The organism is Mycobacterium sp. 852002-10029_SCH5224772, from assembly GCF_001667315.1.
Taxonomy (GTDB): Bacteria; Actinomycetota; Actinomycetes; order Mycobacteriales; family Mycobacteriaceae; genus Mycobacterium.
In genome coordinates, this window is the sequence record NZ_LZHT01000075.1 from 1 (window position 1) to 20,731 (window position 20,731).

General features: G+C 68.1%; 19 protein-coding genes. 7 read left to right on the top strand and 12 right to left on the bottom strand.

Translation table 11 applies throughout. The features are described from left to right. Nucleotides 1–176: 176 nt before the first annotated feature. Both sigB and A5775_RS12630 read left to right on the top strand, forming a co-directional pair. Nucleotides 177–1,166 carry a sigma-70 family RNA polymerase sigma factor SigB gene (gene sigB / locus A5775_RS12625; protein ID WP_082952998.1) on the top strand — a complete coding sequence of 330 codons (990 nt, stop codon included), beginning with the start codon at nucleotides 177–179 and terminating at the stop codon, nucleotides 1,164–1,166. A gap of 129 nt (nucleotides 1,167–1,295) precedes the next feature. Further along, nucleotides 1,296–1,985, top strand: coding sequence for a metal-dependent transcriptional regulator (locus A5775_RS12630; protein ID WP_067252519.1), 690 nt, complete (start codon nucleotides 1,296–1,298; stop codon nucleotides 1,983–1,985). A gap of 19 nt (nucleotides 1,986–2,004) precedes the next feature. On the opposite strand, the gene A5775_RS12635 is transcribed toward A5775_RS12630, so the two are convergent. Beyond that, on the bottom strand, nucleotides 2,005–3,066 hold the full coding sequence (locus tag A5775_RS12635; protein ID WP_067252806.1) for a DUF4192 domain-containing protein: 1,062 nt from the start codon (nucleotides 3,064–3,066) through the stop codon (nucleotides 2,005–2,007). Between the two features lie 112 nt (nucleotides 3,067–3,178). Here A5775_RS12635 and sthA point away from each other — a divergent pair, with 112 nt between their 5' ends. Next, nucleotides 3,179–4,594 carry a Si-specific NAD(P)(+) transhydrogenase gene (gene sthA, locus A5775_RS12640; protein ID WP_067252522.1) on the top strand — a complete coding sequence of 472 codons (1,416 nt, stop codon included), beginning with the start codon at nucleotides 3,179–3,181 and terminating at the stop codon, nucleotides 4,592–4,594. Nucleotides 4,595–4,658: 64 nt separating this feature from the next. Here sthA and A5775_RS12645 read toward each other — a convergent pair whose 3' ends face one another. Beyond that, entirely contained in the window at nucleotides 4,659–5,495 is an 837-nt protein-coding gene (locus A5775_RS12645) for a serine protease (RefSeq protein WP_067252524.1), read from the bottom strand. Between the two features lie 228 nt (nucleotides 5,496–5,723). Here A5775_RS12645 and A5775_RS12650 point away from each other — a divergent pair, with 228 nt between their 5' ends. From A5775_RS12650 to A5775_RS12660, 3 genes are read left to right on the top strand one after another with little or no spacing between them, the layout of a single operon-like run. Beyond that, complete coding sequence (locus A5775_RS12650) at nucleotides 5,724–6,695, top strand: proteasome assembly chaperone family protein (protein WP_067252527.1); 972 nt, start codon at nucleotides 5,724–5,726, stop codon at nucleotides 6,693–6,695. A gap of 48 nt (nucleotides 6,696–6,743) precedes the next feature. Beyond that, the gene (locus A5775_RS12655; RefSeq protein ID WP_067252530.1) at nucleotides 6,744–7,775 is read left to right on the top strand and encodes an alpha/beta fold hydrolase; all 1,032 of its coding nucleotides are present in this window, start codon (nucleotides 6,744–6,746) and stop codon (nucleotides 7,773–7,775) included. Nucleotides 7,776–7,822: 47 nt separating this feature from the next. Then, the gene (locus A5775_RS12660; RefSeq protein ID WP_067252533.1) at nucleotides 7,823–8,509 is read left to right on the top strand and encodes a PhzF family phenazine biosynthesis protein; all 687 of its coding nucleotides are present in this window, start codon (nucleotides 7,823–7,825) and stop codon (nucleotides 8,507–8,509) included. A 26-nt stretch (nucleotides 8,510–8,535) separates the two neighbouring features. Here A5775_RS12660 and A5775_RS12665 read toward each other — a convergent pair whose 3' ends face one another. The 3 genes from A5775_RS12665 to A5775_RS12675 form a co-directional block, all read right to left on the bottom strand. Next, entirely contained in the window at nucleotides 8,536–9,021 is a 486-nt protein-coding gene (locus tag A5775_RS12665; protein ID WP_067252535.1) for a peroxynitrite isomerase, read from the bottom strand. Between the two features lie 45 nt (nucleotides 9,022–9,066). Then, entirely contained in the window at nucleotides 9,067–9,531 is a 465-nt protein-coding gene (gene nrdR / locus A5775_RS12670; protein ID WP_067252536.1) for a transcriptional regulator NrdR, read from the bottom strand. Between the two features lie 152 nt (nucleotides 9,532–9,683). Next, entirely contained in the window at nucleotides 9,684–10,178 is a 495-nt protein-coding gene (locus A5775_RS12675) for a LysM peptidoglycan-binding domain-containing protein (protein WP_067252538.1), read from the bottom strand. A 293-nt stretch (nucleotides 10,179–10,471) separates the two neighbouring features. Between A5775_RS12675 and lexA the strand changes: the two genes are divergently transcribed. Then, the gene (gene lexA, locus A5775_RS12680) at nucleotides 10,472–11,185 is read left to right on the top strand and encodes a transcriptional repressor LexA (RefSeq protein WP_067252541.1); all 714 of its coding nucleotides are present in this window, start codon (nucleotides 10,472–10,474) and stop codon (nucleotides 11,183–11,185) included. Nucleotides 11,186–11,205: 20 nt separating this feature from the next. On the opposite strand, the gene A5775_RS12685 is transcribed toward lexA, so the two are convergent. The 7 genes from A5775_RS12685 to A5775_RS12715 form a co-directional block, all read right to left on the bottom strand. Beyond that, complete coding sequence (locus A5775_RS12685) at nucleotides 11,206–13,434, bottom strand: LGFP repeat-containing protein (protein ID WP_067252543.1); 2,229 nt, start codon at nucleotides 13,432–13,434, stop codon at nucleotides 11,206–11,208. Nucleotides 13,435–13,948: 514 nt separating this feature from the next. Continuing rightward, nucleotides 13,949–15,109 (bottom strand): acyl-CoA dehydrogenase family protein, encoded by a 1,161-nt coding sequence (locus A5775_RS12690; RefSeq protein WP_067252545.1) that lies wholly within the window; start codon nucleotides 15,107–15,109, stop codon nucleotides 13,949–13,951. A gap of 139 nt (nucleotides 15,110–15,248) precedes the next feature. After that, a complete protein-coding gene (gene hflX / locus A5775_RS12695) occupies nucleotides 15,249–16,676 on the bottom strand; it encodes a GTPase HflX (protein ID WP_067252548.1) in 1,428 nt (475 codons plus the stop codon). 46 nt (nucleotides 16,677–16,722) lie between these two features. After that, nucleotides 16,723–17,595, bottom strand: a complete 873-nt coding sequence (gene dapF, locus A5775_RS12700) for a diaminopimelate epimerase (protein ID WP_067252550.1) — start codon at nucleotides 17,593–17,595, stop codon at nucleotides 16,723–16,725. Between the two features lie 4 nt (nucleotides 17,596–17,599). Beyond that, entirely contained in the window at nucleotides 17,600–18,529 is a 930-nt protein-coding gene (gene miaA / locus A5775_RS12705) for a tRNA (adenosine(37)-N6)-dimethylallyltransferase MiaA (protein ID WP_067252553.1), read from the bottom strand. Next, nucleotides 18,526–19,218, bottom strand: a complete 693-nt coding sequence (locus tag A5775_RS12710; RefSeq protein ID WP_067252556.1) for a hypothetical protein — start codon at nucleotides 19,216–19,218, stop codon at nucleotides 18,526–18,528. Before A5775_RS12710 ends, miaA begins: the two co-directional genes overlap by 4 nt. Nucleotides 19,219–19,368: 150 nt before the next feature. Continuing rightward, nucleotides 19,369–20,343 (bottom strand): DMT family transporter, encoded by a 975-nt coding sequence (locus A5775_RS12715; RefSeq protein ID WP_067252559.1) that lies wholly within the window; start codon nucleotides 20,341–20,343, stop codon nucleotides 19,369–19,371. Between the last annotated feature and the right edge of the window lie 388 nt (nucleotides 20,344–20,731).

Below are 20,731 nucleotides of genomic sequence, written 5' to 3' on the forward strand. Positions count from 1 at the left end.
TGCGCTTCGCGAGTTCAACTTCCCCCGCCGCGTTGAGCAACGCCGTCTTGCCGCTGAGGTCCAGTCGCACCGCACTTCTCAGGACATTCTCAGGTCGGCGGCACATTTGTGCACGTCAAGACGTGTGAGATGGCGGACCGCTGGGAACTCTGCAACCTGGTCGGTCGTTGAACCCGATGACAGAACAAGCCGAACGGGAGGTCGCTATGGCGAACGCCAGCACGAGCAGATTTGACGGCGATCTGGATGCTCAGAGCCCCGCGGCGGATCTAGTGCGCGTGTATCTGAACGGAATCGGCAAGACGGCGTTGCTCAACGCGGCGGGGGAAGTTGAACTCGCGAAGCGCATCGAAGCCGGGCTCTATGCCGAGCACCTGCTCCAAACGCGTAAGCGCCTCGGGGAGAACCGTAAACGCGATCTAGAGGCCGTGGCGCGCGACGGGAAAGCAGCGCGCCGTCACCTGCTGGAAGCGAACCTGCGCCTGGTGGTGTCGCTGGCCAAGCGGTACACGGGACGCGGCATGCCGCTGCTGGACCTCATCCAGGAGGGCAACCTCGGTCTGATCCGCGCGATGGAAAAGTTCGACTACACAAAGGGATTCAAGTTCTCGACCTACGCCACGTGGTGGATCCGTCAGGCCATCACCCGCGGCATGGCCGACCAGAGCCGCACCATCCGGCTGCCCGTGCACCTGGTCGAGCAGGTCAACAAGCTGGCGCGGATCAAGCGCGAGATGCACCAGAACCTGGGCCGCGAGGCGACCGACGAGGAACTGGCCGCCGAATCCGGCATCCCGGTCGAAAAGATCAACGACCTGCTCGAGCACAGCCGCGATCCGGTGAGTCTGGACATGCCGGTCGGCTCCGAGGAAGAAGCTCCGCTGGGCGACTTCATCGAGGACGCCGAAGCGATGTCGGCCGAGAACGCGGTGATCGCCGAGCTGCTGCACACCGATATCCGCAGCGTGCTGGCCACGCTCGACGAGCGCGAGCACCAGGTGATCCGGTTGCGGTTCGGCCTCGATGACGGCCAGCCGCGCACGCTGGACCAGATCGGCAAGCTGTTCGGGCTGTCCCGCGAGCGGGTTCGTCAAATCGAGCGGGACGTAATGTCCAAACTCCGCAACGGGGAGCGCGCCGACAGGCTACGGTCGTACGCGAGCTGACAACTCACTCAAGCTAGGTAGCAGACAGTATGCCCGCCGCGTCAGCGGCGGGCATACTGCTTGCCTGGGAGGCGTTACACCCATTCATGCAGCTGGCCAAGTAGACTCAGCGTCGATGGAAGGTGCTGAATGAACGACCTGGTTGACACCACCGAGATGTACCTGCGGACCATCTACGACCTCGAAGAAGAGGGCGTAACGCCGCTACGTGCCCGAATCGCCGAACGCCTCGATCAAAGCGGGCCGACTGTCAGCCAAACCGTCTCCCGCATGGAGCGCGACGGGTTGCTCCACGTGGCCGGTGACCGCCACCTCGAGCTCACCGACAAGGGCCGGGCGCTGGCCGTGGCCGTCATGCGCAAGCACCGCCTCGCCGAACGCCTGCTGGTCGACGTCATCGGGGTGCCCTGGGAAGAAGTGCACGCCGAGGCGTGCCGCTGGGAGCACGTGATGAGCGAGGAGGTCGAACGGCGATTGGTGAAGGTGCTCAACCACCCGACCACGTCGCCCTTCGGCAACCCGATCCCCGGGCTCCTGGACCTGGGCATGGGCCCCGAGTCCGGCGCCGAGGAGGCCAACCTCGTCCGCCTGACCGAGTTGCCCCCCGGCTCACCGGTGGCCGTGGTGGTGCGGCAGCTGACCGAACACGTCCAGGGCGACACCGGCCTGATCACCCGCCTCAAGGACGCCGGCGTCGTCCCCAACGCGCGCGTGACCGTCGAGACCGGCCCCGTCGGGGTGACCATCGTCATCCCGGGCCACGAGAACGTCACCCTGCCGCACGAGATGGCCCACGCGGTCAAGGTCGAAAAGGTCTGAACCCTCCGTCGCCGCCCAGCTAGCCCGCCCTGCGGCCGAAGGGCCGCCGCGGCGGCAGCCGCACCCCGAACTGCTCGGCGAGCCGGTAGCCGGTGAGTGCGAGATCCCGGATGTCCTCGGGCCGCAGACCCGACTGCAAAGCGGTGTCCAGCATGCCCGCCATGCGATGCTCGGGCTCGCAACCCAGCGCCTCCTGCAGCGACACCCCGGCCAACGGACCGTCGCCGCGGGCATAGGCGCTGAACGCGAGCAGGACCAGCGCCTCGACCCGCCACGGCGGCGGCAACGTGCGCGCGAGTACGGCCCACAACGATTCGACCTCGTCGGCTCCCTCGCCGACGGCGAGTGCGTAGAGGATGTCGCGCACCTGCGGATGGCTGAGCGCGCAGCCCAGCGCCGCCAGCTCGGCATCGGACAGCGCCTCGCCGGAGGCGACCCGGGCGGCGGCCGCCATCGCGTTCTCCACGTCGTCGCGGGTGCAGCGGACCGGATTCGCGCGATGCGCCGTCCGGCGCCGGGCGGCCTGCCGCCTGACCGCGCCGGCCAAGGCGGCGGTGCGCTTCGGATCGTCGGGCACGATGACCGCTTGCAGGTCGGCGCGCCGCGGGTAGAGGCGCCTGCCCTCCAGCACCGCCGCGGCCGCCAGCGGCGACGCCAAGGGATCCTCGACGAGGCCACTCGAGCCGCAACCCTCGACGCAATGCCAACGCCCGCCGAGGGCAACCCGGTCGACCACGTGGGTGGCCCATAGCTCAATGTCGCGCTGCGACAAGGACTCTGCGAGTGCCTCACACAGCTGCCGGTACTCCTCGTTGCAGCTGGGACAGTGCGCGCCGTCCGCGTCGACGATCACCGCGATGACGGCCTCGGGCTGGGCCGCGGCGGCGACCACGGCCAGATGGCCGACCCGGCCGGTCAACTCCTCGCAGAGGTCGACACGCATCACCGATCCGAGCTGCCGATCGCCCAAAGACACCAATATCAATGAATTTTCGGGAATGAAGCCGAGAACGGCGGGCAGCGCGGCGATGAGCGCGCCGGGGCGGGAAAGCTCGAAGTCGGGTTGTCGATGCGTCGTCATGAGCCCAACGCTGATGGCCGCCACCGTCAGCCGGTGCTCGCGCGCGCTCGCGCGGCAGCGGAGCTGTGGATGAACCCGGCACTGTGAGTGGTGCTGCTCTACTGTTTAGCGCATGAGCTCGGCGCAAGAGTACGACATGGTGGTCATCGGTTCGGGGCCCGGTGGGCAGAAGGCCGCCATCGCCTCCGCCAAGCTGGGCAAGTCGGTCGCCGTCGTCGAACGCGGCCAGATGATCGGCGGCGTGTGCGTCCAGACCGGCACCATTCCGTCAAAGACGTTGCGCGAGGCCGTCCTTTACCTCACCGGGATGAGCCAACGCGAACTCTACGGCGCCAGTTATCGGGTGAAAGAAAAGATCACCCCGGCCGATCTGCTGGCCCGCACCCAGCACGTGATCGGCAGGGAAGTGGACGTGGTGCGCAACCAACTGATGCGCAACCGGATCGACCTGCTGATCGGCCACGCGCGATTCATCGACTCGCACACCATCGAAGTCGAAGACCCCTCGCGGCGCGAAAAGATAACCATCAGTGGCAAATACGTCGTCGTCGCCACCGGCACCAGGCCGGCGCGGCCGTCGGGCGTCGAGTTCGACGAAGAGCGCGTCCTCGACTCCGACGGGATCCTCGACCTCAAGGTGCTGCCCACCTCGATGGTGGTCGTCGGCGCCGGCGTCATCGGCATCGAGTACGCCTCGATGTTCGCCGCGCTGGGCACCAAGGTCACCGTGGTGGAAAAGCGCGACGACATGCTGGACTTCTGCGACCCCGAAGTGGTCGAGGCCCTCAAGTTCCACCTGCGCGACCTGGCGGTGACGTTCCGCTTCGGTGAGGAGGTGACCGCGGTCGACGTCGGCTCGGCGGGCACCGTCACCACGTTGGCCAGCGCCAAGCAGATTCCCGCCGAGACCGTGATGTATTCGGCCGGGCGGCAGGGCCAGACCGACCATCTCGACCTGCACAAGGCCGAACTGGAGGCCGACGACCGCGGCCGGATTTTCGTTGACGACCATTTTCAGACCAAGGTGCCCCACATCTACGCCGTCGGGGACGTGATCGGTTTCCCGGCGCTGGCCGCGACCTCGATGGAGCAGGGGCGGCTGGCCGCCTACCACGCGTTCGGGGAAGCGTGCGACGGCATCACCGAGCTGCAGCCGATCGGCATCTATTCGATCCCCGAGGTCTCCTACGTCGGGGCCACCGAGGTCGAGCTCACCAAGGACTCGATCCCCTACGAGGTCGGGGTGGCCCGCTACCGGGAGCTGGCACGTGGCCAGATCGCCGGGGATTCCTACGGCATGCTCAAGCTGCTGGTGTCCACCGAGGACCTCACGCTGCTCGGGGTGCACATCTTCGGCACCAGCGCCACCGAGATGGTGCACATCGGACAGGCGGTGATGGGGTGCGGGGGCACCGTGGACTACCTGGTGGACGCGGTGTTCAACTACCCCACGTTTTCCGAGGCCTACAAGGTGGCGGCGCTCGACGTGATGAACAAGGTGCGGGCGCTCAACGAGTTCCGGCGCTAGCCAGACGGTGGCGACCCGCTGCGCCCTGTAGTGGCGATCGCCGCGGCCGCGCTGGCGATCACCACTAACAGGCGTCCTGCAGGTCGCTGGGGATCGGGTCGCCCGGACCACCGGCTTCGGCGCGGGCCAGCAGCTCCGCGGTCTGGGCGTCGAACGGCGCCGAATACGAGATGTCCGCGGCGCACCCGCCGCGCTCGAGACCACCGATCAGCCCGGTGAGCGTGGTACCGCTGACCCATGGCGCACCGCTGGTGCCGTCCACCAGACCTTCGCACGCCAGGGCGGGGAACCCGCTGTCGCTGACCGAGGTACTGCCCTGACACCCGATGGGCGCCCCACCCACGCCGACCGGATACCCCAGCACGGTGACGCGACTGCCCGGCGCGGGCGTCACCCCCAGCGTCAGCGCCAAACCCACCCGCGATTCGACGCCGGCGCCGCTGTCGTTGTTGACCCGCGCGACCGCGTAGTCGGCATGCGGGTCCTTGCTGGCGGTCCAGCGCGGATCGAGGTAGACCGCGTCCGCCTTCCACACGTCGGTGGCCGCGGGCGCGGCGTCGCCGGCGAAACCGGGAACGAAGGTGATCAGCGACGCCCCGGCCAAACAATGCGCCGCGGTCATGATCAGGTCCCCGCCCTTCGAATGCACCACCGAACCGGTGCAAACGTGTAGCGGCCCACCGTCGATGAAGATCGCCCCGATGCGCCGATCCGGCTCCACCGGACCCGCGACCGCCTTCTGCTCGGGCTGGCTGAGCCGCTGCACCGGGCCGCTGGCCCGCGGAGCCGACACCGGGGCGCCCGACACCTGCTCGACGGGCCGGTGACACGACGTCAGCGACGCCGCCACCCCCACCACCGAGCACAGCACCAGGATCCGAATGCGCATCGCCTTCATCATGCCCGACGGTGCGGTGCCGAGCCGACTTCCACGCAACACCGGGCGGCAAGGGGTTTGCTGACGCGCCGGCGGGTACCACCCGACATGTTCTGTCCGGATTACGTCTGAGAATTATCGCGTTTCATATGTAAACGCGGACCGGAGTTCGCTGTTCGATATCGGTGCCGCCTGATTCGGGGGACACTTGGTAGGGCACCCTGGAGAGACCTCGAGAGGAGGCGATCGAAGATGGATCACCATCAAGACGCAGGTGATCAGTACCAGCGCGGGCAGCCCGGCATGTACGAGCTGGAGCTGCCGGCGCCGCAGTTGTCGACGTCCGACGGCCGTGGCCCCGTGCTGGTGCACGCCCTGGAAGGCTTTTCCGACGCGGGCCACGCCATCCGGCTGGCGGCCTCACATCTCAAGGCGGTGCTAGATACCGAACTGGTCGCGTCCTTCGCGATCGACGAATTGCTGGACTACCGCTCGCGACGGCCGCTGATGACCTTCAAGACCGATCACTTCACCCACTACGACGATCCGGAACTGAGCCTGTACGCGTTGCGCGATACCGTCGGCACCCCGTTTCTGCTGCTGGCGGGGATGGAACCGGACCTCAAGTGGGAGCGCTTCATCACGGCGGTACGCCTGCTCGCCGAGCGCCTCGGCGTGCGCCAGACCATCGGCCTGGGTACCGTCCCGATGGCGGTTCCGCACACGCGGCCGACCACCATGACCGCCCACTCCAACAACCCGGAGTTGATCGCCAATTTCCAACCGTGGATCTCGGAGATCCAGGTCCCCGGCAGCGCATCCAACCTGCTGGAATACCGGATGGGCCAGCATGGCCATGAGGTGGTCGGCTATACCGTGCACGTCCCGCACTACCTCACGCAGACCGACTACCCGGCCGCCGCGCAGGCGCTGCTCGAGCAGGTCGCCAAGACCGCGTCCCTGGAGCTGCCGCTGACGGCGTTGACCGAAGCGGCAGAGGTGATCCGGGCCAAGATCGACGAGCAGGTCGAAGCGAGCGCCGAGGTCGCTCAGGTGGTGGCCGCGCTGGAGCGCCAGTACGATGCCTTCATCGACGCTCAGGAGAACAGATCGTTACTAGCGCGCGACGAGGATCTGCCGAGTGGCGACGAGCTGGGCGCGGAGTTCGAGCGATTTCTGGCCCAGCAGGCGGAGAAGAAGTTCGACGACGACGATCAGGCCTGACCCCCAGCGACACCGCCCTTAGCCCGGCCCGACAGCAAGGTTGGCGATATGACCGAGCGGAAGCGCAAGAACACGCTCCGCCCGGTGCGGGAAGTGACCGCACCCAAACTCGAGTTCCGCACCATCCACGGTTACCGGCGCGCGTACCGCATCGCCGGCTCCGGGCCGGCGATTCTGCTGATCCACGGCATCGGCGATAACTCCACCACGTGGAATGCCGTGCAAGCCAAGCTTGCCCAGCGCTTCACGGTTATCGCCCCAGACCTGCTGGGCCACGGCCAATCGGACAAACCGCGCGCCGACTACTCGATCGCGGCATACGCCAACGGAATGCGCGACCTGCTCAGCGTGCTCGATATCGAACGCGTGACCATCGTCGGCCACTCGCTGGGCGGCGGCGTGGCCATGCAATTCGCCTACCAGTTCCCGCATTTGGTGGAACGGCTGATCCTGGTCGGCGCCGGCGGCGTGACCAAGGACGTCAACTTCGTCTTGCGGTGGGCGTCGCTGCCGATGGGCAGCGAGGCGATCGCCCTGCTGCGATTGCCCCTGGTGCTGCCGGCGGTTCAGGTGGTGGGTCGCGTCCTGGGCGCGGCGTTCGGCAGCACCGGCCTGGGCCGCGACCTGCCCAACGTGCTGCGGATCCTCGACGACCTGCCGGAACCGACGGCATCGGCGGCGTTCAGCCGAACCCTGCGGGCGGTGGTGGACTGGCGCGGGCAGATCGTCACCATGCTCGACCGATGTTATTTGACCGAAGCCATCCCGGTGCAGATCGTCTGGGGCACCAAGGATGTGGTGGTTCCGGTCCGCCACGCGTGGATGGCCCATGCTGCGATGCCCGGTTCGCGCCTGGAAATCTTCGAAGGCTCCGGGCACTTCCCCTTTCACGACGACCCGGCCCGCTTCATCGATGTCGTCGAGCGCTTCATCGACTCCACCGAACCCGCCGAATACGACCAGGTCGCCCTGCGCGGGTTGCTCCGCAGCGGCGGCGGCGAGCATGCCGTCACCGGCGCCGCTCCCACCCGCGTCGCCGTTCTGAACGCCATGGGGTCCGACGAACGCAGCGCCACCTGACTCCACCTTGATCGAACCGGCCGGGTTCGGGGTCGTACAGTCGGGCCATGGGTATCGACGTCACGGTGTTGCGCGTGTTCACCGATTCGGGCGGCAATTTCGGCAATCCGCTCGGCGTGGTGGACGCGAGCCAGGTCCAGGTCGCGGACCGGCAGCGGTTGGCGACCCAATTGGGCTACAGCGAAACGGTTTTCGTTGACGTTCCGGCCGCGGGCTCCGCGACCGCGCACGCCACCATTTACACGCCCCGCGCACAGCTCCCCTTCGCCGGGCACCCGACCGTCGGCGCCTCGTGGTGGCTGCGGGAGAACGGCTCACCGATCAACACGTTGCGGGTGCCGGCGGGGATCGTGCAGGTGGGCTACGACCAACATCGCACCCGCATCAGCGCACCCGCGGAATGGGCGCCCGAGTTCGCCCTGCACGAATTCGGTTCGGCCGACGACGTTCTCGCCGCCGACCCGGCGGACTTTCCCGACGACACGGCGCACTACCTGTGGGCCTGGACCGACCGGGCCTCCGGGTCGCTGCGGGTCCGCATGTTCGCCGCCAACCTCGGTGTGCCCGAGGACGAGGCGACCGGTTCGGCCGCGATGCGGATGACCGACTACCTGAGCCAAGACCTGCGGATCACCCAGGGCAACGGCTCCGTCATCGAGACCACCTGGAGCGCCGAGGGCTGGGTCGGGGTGGCCGGACGGGTGGTCAACGACGGTGTGCGACAGCTGGACTGACGACGGGCCGCGCCGCCGGCGAATGTTCAGCGTTGGCGGCGCAACACCGCGGCGAGGTGGTCCTGTAGCGGCTGGCCGACCGCACCCATCTGCACCGAGTAGGACAGCTCATCGCCGTCGATGCGGAAGGAACGCCCAAGGCCCGTCACCTCTTTGGCGGTAGGGGTCCGGCCGACCGCCGTGGTGGACATCTGCATTTCGATGCGGTCGCCGGTGACCGAATAGGTGCCGACCTCGATCTCGGTGATGCCGCTCGGATGGGCCAGCACGAGTTCGATGTGGCCCGGCTGCGGCACGCGCAGGTATCCCGTCTCGGCGTGTAACGGCTTGCCGTCGGCCACCGCCTTGGTTTTCTGGGCGTAGGCCAAAAACGGTTTGCCGACATGGGCGAACGTGACTTCTTCGAAATATTCGAAGGGCTGGATCGTCGGGTACTTGCCTGCACCCTGACCGGCCCAGGTGCCAAGGAGCGGGGCCAACGCCGCGAGGTCGGGGTGCAACTCAGTGGGCATGCACCCGAGCCTAGCGGGCCATCAGACCCAGCCCGGCGAGGTCGGTCAGCCCGGAGTCGCCACCCCGCGGTGCTCACGAAGCGCCTGGATCTCGCGCTCGAAGTCGTCTGCGGACTCAAAGGAGCGATATACGGAGGCGAACCGCAAGTACGCCACCTCGTCGAGGTCACGCAACGGGCCCAGGATGGCCAGGCCGACCTCGTGGCTGGGGACCTCCGGGGAGGCCGCGGCGCGCACCGTGTCTTCGACCTGCTGGGCCAACAGATTCAGCGCGTCGTCATCCACCTGACGGCCCTGACAGGCCCGGCGGACTCCGCTGATGAGCTTTTCCCTGCTGAAGGGCTCGGTGACGCCGCTGCGCTTGACCACGGCCAGGACCGCGGTTTCCACGGTGGTGAAACGCTTTCCGCACTCGGGGCACGACCGGCGGCGCCGGATGGCCTGCCCTTCATCGGTTTCGCGCGAGTCGATCACCCGGGAATCCGGATGACGGCAGAAGGGACAGTGCATGACCGCTCCTTCACCGTGCCGACAACCAGCTACTGCAGGACTTTGAGCGTACCTGTGTGCTGACCTGCACGGCCAACAGAGCCGCCGAGCGCACGCCCTCTGCACGCGCGTGGGGCGTCCGCCGGGCCGGAGCCGTTGTCGCGCAACGGCCGTCAGCCGATGGGAGCGATCAGCGTTTGGCCCGCGACCAGCGTCGGCGAGTTCAGCTCGTTGAGCTCACGGATGCGGTCGGCCACCTGCGCGGCCGGGGCGTCGGGCGCCACCCGGTGAGCGACATCCTGCAGCGACTCCCCCGCGTCGACCCGCACGACGGCGAGCCGGTTCGGAACGGGCGCGGCCGAATTCGCCGAGTCACCGTTGAGCGCCTGCCCGACGTTCGCGACGAGACCCAGCCACAACGTGATCGCCCCGGCGGCCAGCGCCAGCCCGACCGTCGTCGCCCAGGTGACGGCGCGCCTGCGGTGCGGAGCGACAGACATCGCGACCCCGGTGCCGTAGTAACGCGTCGCCGCGCCCGCCGGCCTCGACGGCGCGGGCCGGCGCGAACGGGCCACCCCGTCCCCGCCGTACCGAATGCCCTGCACCGGTCCGTTGACTGGGCGCCGAAGACTGCTGGTACGCGGCGCAAGCGTATGGATGACTGTCATCTGCGTTCCTCCGGTCAACTAGCTCTCGCTCGTGTGTTCGACTCTAATCGCTTGTGTGTTCGAAACCCGAACATTTGAGCGAAGCGTGTCGCACGAGCAGAAGGCTAGATCACACCACCGACAAGTCCGTCGGCCACTATCACTGTCACGAGCCCCAAATACCCGATCGCGGCAAGAGTTACACATTTGTGATTCGGCCGATGGCGCCGCTTTTCCGGCGGCGCCACCGTCGGGCGACACGCCAGTCGAACACATGTTTGATTCTTGTCGGCGGTGCGGCTACATTCAGTGCCATGGGCGACAGCAACGACACTTCCCCGAACGACACCCGCCCGGCCGGAGCGGGCGGGCGGCCGCACTCGGTGGATTCCGCGCTGACCGAACGGCAGCGCACCATTTTGAATGTCATTCGCGCCTCGGTCAGCAGCCGCGGCTATCCCCCGAGCATCCGGGAGATCGGCGATGCCGTCGGGCTAACGTCGACGTCGTCGGTGGCGCACCAGCTGCGCACCCTGGAACGCAAGGGCTATTTGCGCCGCGACCCCAATCGCCCACGGGCGGTCGATGTCCGTGGCGCCGAGGACGACGTGGCGGCGCCCGCCACCGAGGTTGCCGGGTCGGATGCGCTGCCGGAACCCACGTATGTCCCGGTTCTCGGCCGTATCGCGGCCGGTGGACCCATCCTTGCCGAGGAAGCCGTGGAAGATGTTTTCCCGCTGCCGCGTGAGCTGGTCGGCGAGGGCGCGCTCTTCTTGCTCAAAGTGGTCGGTGATTCGATGGTGGAGGCCGCGATCTGTGACGGCGACTGGGTGGTGGTGCGCCAGCAGAACGTCGCCGACAACGGTGACATCGTCGCGGCGATGCTGGACGGTGAGGCCACCGTCAAGACGTTCAAACGCGCCGGCGGTCAGGTGTGGCTGATGCCGCACAACCCGGCGTTCGACCCGATCCCGGGCAACGACGCGACCGTGCTGGGCAAGGTCGTCACGGTAATCCGCAAGGTCTAGCGACCGGCGCGCGAGCCGCGCTAATCAGCCCTGGTGAAGCCGTTGGCCAACGCGACCTCTTCGCTCGACAGCCAGATTTCGGGCAGCGTGTCCTGATACAGGTCGCTGCCCGGCGTGTAATACAAGCCGTAACGAGCGCTCGCCTTGATGGGGTAGCCGTCGGGCGCCTGGTACGGATCATCGAGCGGCAGATGGATTGTCGGCCGCCCGTCCGGGCCCGCCAGCGCATCGTCCGGGCCGGTTTCCGCGTCCGCGGCGGCGTGCCGTCCGCCGGATCGCTGCGCCGCCCCGGCGACGACGGCCCCGGCCGCGACGGATCCGAGGGCCTGCGACACGTCGGTCTCCGCGGTGATGTCTTCTGCGGGTTCGACTTCCGCCTCCGGCACTGCCTCGTCGGGATACTCGTCCTCGGGTACGGCGGTTTCCAGGGCGCCGGTCACGGCCTCGCTGTCGGGCGGGGTGTGCGGAACGGCGACGTCGGGATACTCGTCCTGCCGATACTCGTCCTCCGCAAAGTCTTCCTCCGCAAAGTCGGCATCCGCGTAATCGGCGTCGACATAGGCGGCGTCATCCGCGGTCTCGGCCTCGGCGACCTCGGGAACGGCATCGGTGTAGTCGGTGTAATCGGCCCCCGCATCGGCATAATCGGCCTCCGACAGCATCTCCTCCGAGACGACCGGGATGGAATCGGTATCGATCGCGTCGGGGTCGTCGTCCTCGAACCCGTATTCGCTCTCCGGCGGAGCCTGGCGCTGCCAGCTGACCCGCGCGGGGGCCGAGGCCTCCGGCGGCTCCTCGGGTTCGGGCTGCCCACCGCCTGCGAAATGCTCGGTGGCGAGCTCGGGATCCTCCTGCCCCCAGGGCACCTCGGCCGCGTCATAGCCGTGGTCGGGCGCGTAGCCGGCGGCGTCGTCCGGCCCGGAGCGACGGCGGCGCCATACGAACAGCACCCAGACCAACACCACCAGCAGCACCAAAACCGGAATGGCGGCCAGCAGCCACCACGAATGCCAGCCGAACTTCGTGGCGTGTGACGGCATGGCCGAATTGCTCGGCTGGTTCTGACCCGACACTTGCAGGCCGCTCAACAGCGGCGCCAGGTTGGACGGGTCCGTGCTGAACGTGTTCTTGGCCCGGTTCCAGGAAATCTTGCCGCCGGTGAACTGCTGCGAGATCACGTCGCCGTCCACCGCCTGGTCGCCGACCGGCGCGCCCAGTTTGCCGGCCGGACCGCGAAGTTTGTCCCACGCGGCCTTCATCGCCCCGCGCACGACGAACGCGCCGTGCTCGGCGGTCCGGAAGATCACCGGCTTGTCGGCGGCCGCGAAGGTGCAGATCCGGCTGGAAGGCCCGATGCCGCCGTCGGTCTCGTTGGTGATGGGGAATCCGAGGTCGCTGCCGACCGGTCCGCCGAGCGACTCGTATTTGGCCAGGATGTCGGTCTCCAGGGCGTTCGCACCGGTAGCCGGGGTGAAGAACACCTTGCCGCCGGCGAAGTTCTGGACGATGCCATCACCGCCGATGGGGGTCTGCCCGCCCTGCTTGGCGCCCAGCTGCCCATTGGGTCCTCCGGCCGCGCGCCAGGCCATGTTGATGGCCGCGGTGGGATCGATGGCTACCTGCAAACCCTTCAATTGGTCGGCCAACGCCGGCGGTTCGGTGGTGAACTGCTTCGTCTGCCGGTTCCACGACACCTGGCCGCCGCTGAATTTCTGCGAGGACACCTCGCCGTTGTAGGTCTCGTCGCCGACCGGCGCACCGAGCACCCCGCCCGAACTGCCCAGCTTGTCCCAGGCGGAATTGATGGCGCCGCGCACCACGTACGGGCCGTGCTCAGGCGTCCAGAAAATGACCGGCTTGTCGGTGGCCGAGAAAGTGATCACCCGGCTGTCGGGACCGGCGAGGCCCGGCACTTCGTTGATAGCCGGGAACCCCAGATCGCTGCCGGCCGGCCCGCCCAGCATCTCGTATTTCTCCAGGATCGGCCCGTAGGCGAATTTGGCGCCGGTGGCCGGGGTGAAGAACATTTTGCCGCCGTCGAAGTCCAGTACGAAACCGTCCCCGGCGGGGTACACATCACCCTTGCGGGCGCCGAGCGGTGACGTGTCGCCGCCGGCCTTCTCCCACGCGGCCATCATGGCCGCTTCGGCGTCGCCTATCGGGCTCGCCGTCGCGACGGGCGCCAGCAATACGGCGGCTAGTGCTGTGGTCGTCAGGCTGACCAGCGCGCTTCCGATCAGCTTGCGCATGTGACCTCTTTGCACCTTCACCAAGCCTTCCAGCCTCCGGATACGGCTCTATCTGCGGCTATGCCCTTACCTGCATAACCGGCGATCGGGCCGCACTTCCGCGGGGAATGGACCCGCTTACGATCCGCCTTGTCGCCGGGCTCGCATAACTTTGCTCCAGCCAACAAGAAATGCGAAGTCGAATCACGAATTTTACAAAAAGGGATACCACACCGATGTCGAAATGATGCAGGACCACAGCCGAATCGCGATCATCCTTGCACCGCCGGCGCGGTGTTGCGGATATCGCACCGAAAGCCGATCGGGAACCGCCCGTCGAAGCGCGCGCCCGGCTTGCCGAGTCGCACAGAACAATTGCGCCCGACGAGCCATCAACACTTTGACGATCTAGACGACACCGCGCGCCAATCACGGATCGATGAATGCGCCGCGGCGCCGCGCATTAGGGCGAAAAGGCAATGCCGTTACCGGGCACGGCGTTCGCGGCCTGGATGACGGTCCAGCAAACGAAAAGCTATACCCCGAGGCTGCGACCGATGATCTCCTTCATGATCTCGGTCGTGCCGCCGTAGATGGTCTGCACCCGGGCGTCTAGATAGGCACGGGCGACGGGGTATTCACGCATGTAGCCGTAGCCGCCGTGCAGTTGCAGGCAGCGGTCGATCAGGTACACCTGCTTTTCGGTGCAGTACCACTTGGCCATTGCGGCCTGTTCGGCGGTCAGCTTGTGGTCCAGGTGCAGGCGAACGAATTCGTCGACCAACATGCGCACCACGGTCGCCTCGGTCGCCAGCTCGGCGAGCACGAAGCGGCTGTTCTGGAAGCTGCCGATCGGCTTACCAAATGCCTTGCGCTCCTTGGTGTATTGCAGCGTCTGGTCCAGCACCTGCTCCATCGCCGCGGCCGCCATGATGGCGATCGAAATCCGCTCCTGCGGCAGGTTCTGCATGAGGTAGATGAATCCCATCCCCTCTTGGCCCAGCAGGTTTTCGGCCGGCACGTGCACGTCGGTGAACGACAGCTCCGCCGTGTCCTGCGCGTCCAGCCCGATCTTGTCCAGGTGCCGTCCGCGTTCGAAGCCCTCCATGCCGCGCTCGACGGCGAGCAGGGAGAAGCCCTGAGCGCCCTTGTCCGGACCGGTCTGCGCAACCACGATCACCAGATCCGAGTTGATTCCGTTGGTGATGAACGTCTTTGATCCGTTGAGCACATAGTGGTCGCCCTGCTTGACCGCGCGGGTCTTGATGCCCTGCAGGTCACTGCCGGTGCCGGGCTCGGTCATCGCGATCGCCGTAATCAGTTCTCCGGTGCAGAATTTCGGCAACCAGCGCTGCTTCTGTTCCTCGGTGGCCAACGCCAACAGGTACGGCGCCACGATGTCGTTGTGCAGGCCGAAACCGATGCCGCTGTAGCGGCCGGCGGTGGTCTCCTCGGTGATGATCGCGTTGTACCGGAAATCCGGGTTGCCCCCGCCGCCGTACTCCTCGGGCACCGCCATGCCCAGGAAGCCCTGCTTACCAGCCTCGAGCCACACACCACGGTCGACGATCTTCGCCTTCTCCCACTCGTCGTGGTAGGGCGCGACATGGCGCTCGAGGAAGGCCCGGTAGGACTCACGGAACAGATCGTGCTCTGGCTCGAAAAGAGTGCGCTGGTATTTGATGGCGCTGCTCATGGGAAGACCTCCGGCGACTGGGATTTCTGCAGCCCAACATATACCAACCGGACGGTTGGTCGGCAGCTGGCGGGTCGCCGACGGCCCTCACGCGGCCGTGGGCTGCGGGAACCGGTGCACAGCGGCGAGGGCCGGCCGCTCAGCGGGTGGCGAACTCGCGCAGCCGGCCGGCCAAGGCGACCGGAACCCGGGCCTTGATCCGGGTGCCCTCGGCGTTGTGCTCCTCCTGCTGGACGCGGCCGTCGGCGTGCAGGCGGGCCACCAGGTCGCCCCGGTGGTACGGGATCACCACGTCCACGGGGGTGTCGGCGGGCACGGCCAGTTCGGTGATCCGCCGGCGCAGGGCGTCGATTCCGTCGCCGGTGCGTGCGGACACGAATACCGCGTCCGGCAAGGCGTGACGGAGCTCGGCCAGGGTCAAACCGCTTGCGGCGTCGACCTTGTTGACCACCAGCAGCTCCTGCGGCGGCGTGCCGTCGTGGTCGGCGATGACGTCGGAGACCACCTGCCGGACCGCGTTGATCTGCGCCAGCGGGTTGACGTCGGAGCCGTCGACGACGTGCACCAGCAGGTCGGCGTCGACGACCTCCTCCAGCGTGGAGCGGAAGGCCTCGATGAGTTGGGTGGGCAGATGCCGGACGAAGCCGACGGTGTCGGTAAGCACGAACGGCCGACCGTCATCCAACTCGGCGCGGCGGGTGGTGGGCTCCAAGGTGGCGAACAACGCGTCCTGGACCAGCACCCCCGCTCCGGTCAGCGCGTTGAGCAGGCTCGACTTGCCGGCGTTGGTGTAGCCGACGATGGCGATCGACGGCATGTCGCTGTGCAGCCGCCGGCTGCGCTGGGTGTCGCGGACCTGTTTCATGTCCTTGATCTCGCGGCGCAGCTTGGCCATCCGCTCGCGGATGCGGCGCCGGTCGGTCTCGATCTTGGTTTCACCGGGGCCGCGCAGGCCCACCCCGCCGCCGCTGCCGCCGGCACGGCCGCCGGCCTGCCGCGACATCGACTCGCCCCACCCGCGCAGCCGCGGCAGCATGTATTCCATCTGGGCCAGCGACACCTGCGCTTTGCCTTCCCGGCTGGTGGCGTGCTGGGCGAAGATGTCCAGGATCAGCGCGGTGCGGTCGATGACCTTGACCTTCACGGCCTTCTCCAGCGCGGTCAGCTGCGCCGGGGACAGTTCACCGTCGCAGATGACGGTGTCGGCGCCCGTCGCCAGCACCACCTCGCGCAGTTCGGCTGCCTTACCCGAGCCGATGTAGGTCGACGGGTCGGGCTTGTCGCGGCGCTGGATGAGCCCTTCGAGCACCTCGGAGCCGGCGGTTTCGGCCAGGGCCGCCAGTTCGGCCATGCTGGCCTGGCTGTCGGCGGCGGTGCCGTCGGTCCACACGCCCACCAGGACGACCCGCTCGAGCCGAAGCTGGCGGTACTCGACCTCGGTGACGTCGGCGAGTTCGGTCGACAGGCCGGCAACGCGGCGCAGCGCCGACCGATCCTCGAGGGCGAGTTCGCCCGTGCTTGGCTCCGTGACCGCCGGAGCGTGATTGCGAAATTCGGGATGTGTCATAGGCAATTAGAGATGATGCACGCAAAGTTGGTGTCGTGCACTTGAATTAACGCCACTGTTCGCGCCACCATTCCTCGCTGATTTCTCCCTGGGCCACCAGTACCGACGGCCCCCGCAGGTAGCTGGTGGCGTCGGTGATGGTGACGACGACCTCGCCGCCCGGTACCCGAACGGTCAGCGTGCCCGTGTCGGCGCCGGTACCGGCCAGCGCGGCGACCTCGGCCGCCACCGTTCCGGTGCCGCACGAGCGTGTTTCGCCCACCCCGCGTTCGTGGACTCGCATGTGCACCACCCCGCCGGCCGGTGCGGTGAGGATCTCGACATTCACTCCGTCCGGGAATTGGGCGGGATCGAAACTGACCGGAGCGGCCACGTCCAGCGCCGCCAGCGCGTCCGCGGTCAGATCGGGGTCGACGCAGGCCAAGTGGGGATTGCCCACGTCGATCGCCAAGCCGGAAACCCGCCGGCCCCCCAGGACGGCGTCTGCCGGGCCCAACGTGTTGGCCTTGCCCATGTCGACGCTGATGTCGGCGGTGGTCGCATCGACGCGATGCACGGTGACCGGTCGGGGACCGGCCAGCGACCCGACCACGAAATCGTCGCGACCCTCCAGCTCGCTGGCCCGCAGGTAGTGGGCGAAGACCCGCACGCCGTTGCCGCACATCTGGGCGATGGACCCGTCCGCGTTGCGGTAGTCCATGTACCAGTCGTCGGCGGTCACGCCGTCGGGCAGCCGGTCGAGCACGCCGGCCGCGGCGGCGGCGGCCGCGGTGGTGACCCGCAGCACCCCGTCGGCGCCCAGCCCGCGTCGCCGGTCGCAGAGCGCGGCCACCCGCGGCCCGGTCAGGCTCAGCTCGGCCTGCGGGTCTTCCAGCACCACAAAGTCGTTCTGGGTGCCGTGGCCCTTTGCGAATTTCACCTGTTCAGGATACGTGGCGCCAGGCGCTCAGCGTGCCGTCGACGAGACCGGCGCGATCGGCGGCGTCCAGCCAGCGCACGCGGTGGTCACGGCGAAACCACGACCGCTGCCGTCGCACGTAGCGTCGGGTGCCCACGAACGTCTGCTCCCGCGCCTCGCGCAGTAGATCCGGCCCGCCCCCGGCATCGAGCGCAGCGATCACCTGCGCATAACCCAGGGCCCGCGAGGCGGTGACCCCGTCGCGCAGGCCACGCTCGAGCAGCGCGGTCACCTCCCCGACCAGGCCCTGGTCGAACATCGCGTCGGTGCGCCCGGCCAGCCGGTCATCGAGAAGCGTTGTGTCACAATCCAACCCGACGATGACGGTGTCCCACCTCGGTGCGCCGATCCGCGGGGCGGAGGCGGCGAACGGCTGACCGGTCAGCTCCACCACTTCCAGGGCCCGCACCGTGCGCCGGGCGTCGGTGGGCAGGATCGATGCCGCCGCGGCCGGGTCACGCCGGGCCAGCTCGGCGTGCAGCTCGCCCACCCCGACCTCGGCCAGGCGCCGCTCCCAGCGGGCGCGCACCGCGGGATCGGTGGCGGGAAACGACCAGTCGTCGAGCAGCGACTGGATATAGAGCATGGAGCCGCCCACGATGATCGGCGCCGCGCCGGCGGCCGCGATCGCTTCGATGTCCGCCGCGGCGGCGCGCTGATAACGGGCGACGGTGGCGGTCTCGGTGACGTCGAGGACGTCGAGCTGATGATGCGGGATGCCGCGGCGCGCCTCGACGGGCAGCTTGGCGGTGCCGATGTCCATGCCGCGATAGAGCTGCATCGCGTCGGCGTTCACGATGTGCGCGCCCACCCGTTCGGCGATGTCGAGGGCCAGCTGCGACTTGCCGGTACCCGTCGGGCCGATGATCGCCAGCGGTCGCGCGGCCACCGTCACAGCTGCCAGGCGCCGGCGAAGTAGCCCACCCCGTAGGGCGCTCCCCGGTACAGCTCCTTGGTGGATCGGGGTCCCGGCCCGGCCAGGCCGGCCAGTACCTGAAAGGCGACCCGGCCCAGGATCTGGTGCGGCAGGCGGATCAGCCCCGTGACGTCGCCGCCGGCCAGCGCGTCGTCCAGGGCCTCTTGCGCGGCGGCGTTGTCCGGGTCATGCCCGCCGGGGGCGGCCGGGGTCAGGGTATTGGCGCCGTCGGCCACGACCAGCGCGCCGATCGGTTCCGGCAGCCGGTCGAGCTCGGCGCGCAGCTCGCGGCCGCGGCTCAGCGCGGTATCGACGTCGTGGTCGCCGCGGTAGACCCGGACCCCCGCGCTGGCCTGCGGCTGCGCCTGGCCACGCACCCAGCCGCCCAGCAACGCGCACAACGGCAGCTCCCGTGGCTCGAGCGAGTCGCCGCCCGGCGGGGACAACCGGACACGCACGTCGGCACCGAAACCCGCGAACGTGCCCACGGCATCGGGACCGAATTCGTCGTCGGCGGAGCCCGTCCCGACGATCACCCAGCGGCCGGGCAGCAAGGCTGCCGCCGCCAGCGTCGCCGCGGCCACGTCGGCCACCTCGACGGTGGCCGCGCCGGCGAGTTCGGGAACGAGCACCGGCGCCGACGGGACGATGGCAATGACGCTCAGCACGCCACCAAACTAACGTGACCGCGCCGGCAAGCCGGAACTAGTGGCAATCGCAAGCGCGGCCGTGGCGATCGCAAGCGCGGCGTAGCCGGGCGCAGCGGGTTGCCACTACAGGGCGTAGCCGGGCGCAGCGGGTTGCGACCATCAAGCTGTTCAGCAACGTGAGCCGTCGGCCACCACCAGACAGTCACCATAGGGACCCACGCCGTCGGTGGCGGCGGCGTCACGGGACCGCACTTTTCGCGGCGCGCCCCCGCCGGGTTCGGTCCGATCGACGGCGGCGGCCTCGCCGCGAGCCAATGCGATCGTCGCGACGATCACCACCGACACGGCGGCGATCAGCACGAATGCCTCGGGACCGCTGGCGTTCAGCGTCTCGCCCAACACCAGCACTCCGAGCAGCCCCGCGACGACGGGCTTGGCCACCGTCATCGTCGGCAGGGACGCGGTCAGCGTGCCGGCGCGGAAGGCCGATTGCTGGAAGATCATCCCGGCCAGGGCCACCAACAGCCAGGGCACGAACTCCGGCGACGTCAGCACGCGCATGATGCCGTGCTCGGACATCTCGACGATGCCCTTGGTCAGCACCGCGAACAGCGCCAACGAGGAACCCGCCACCACCGCCAGCAGCACCGCCGCGAACGGGCTGCCGGACCAAATTCGTGCGGCCACCACGCAGCCCACCAGCAGCGGCACGATGATCAAGGCCACGATGATCCACGTTTGCAGCGGCGCGCGCTGGTGGCCGGCCGCCGGGTCACCGACGATGATGACCACGGCCAGCCCGGCGGCCAGGACCATCGCCCACATCCACTCCCGTGGCTTCACCCGATGATGGGCCACCCGGGCGTAGATCGGGAGCGCGAAGAGCAGCGCGGTCACCTGCAACGCCGTCACCAGGACCACCGAACCCCACGCCAGGGCGGCGGCCTGCAGGCTGTAATTCGTGACCGCGGCCATGCCGCCGAGCCACCATCGCGCGTCGCGCAGCGACATGCGGAACAGTTCGAGGTGCCCGACCTGTTTGTCGGTGATCTCGTGTGCGGAGCGCTGACGAATCACATCGCCGATCGCCGATGCCAGTGCCGCGCACAGGGCAATCAACGCAGCGACATCAACCTTGGACATATCCCCGACCCCCAGAGCTCACGACCATCCGACCCAGCTTTCCCCGAGGCGCAAGCAAATACACGCACATTTCGCGCTCAGTTCAACCACAAACCTATGACGTTTCACACGTTGTCCACCGCGCCGCGGGCGATCATCCGATTTTTACTTCAGCAACCTATGTAACCGCTTGGATAACCCTAAGAGAGTGTCACAGGTAGCTCCCGCCCGCTGGGATGGGTGTCGCGCGGGCCCACCGCCGCCACCCGGCCGGGAATACCAAGGTGGCAGCGTGTGGCGGGGCAAGCTGCTTGAATACTGTTAGGCACCTGCTGGGAAAACCTGGACGGGTCGTCCGCAGATGCAGGAGACGGTGCCGCTACGCGCGGCAGGCGCGCGGGACACAAAC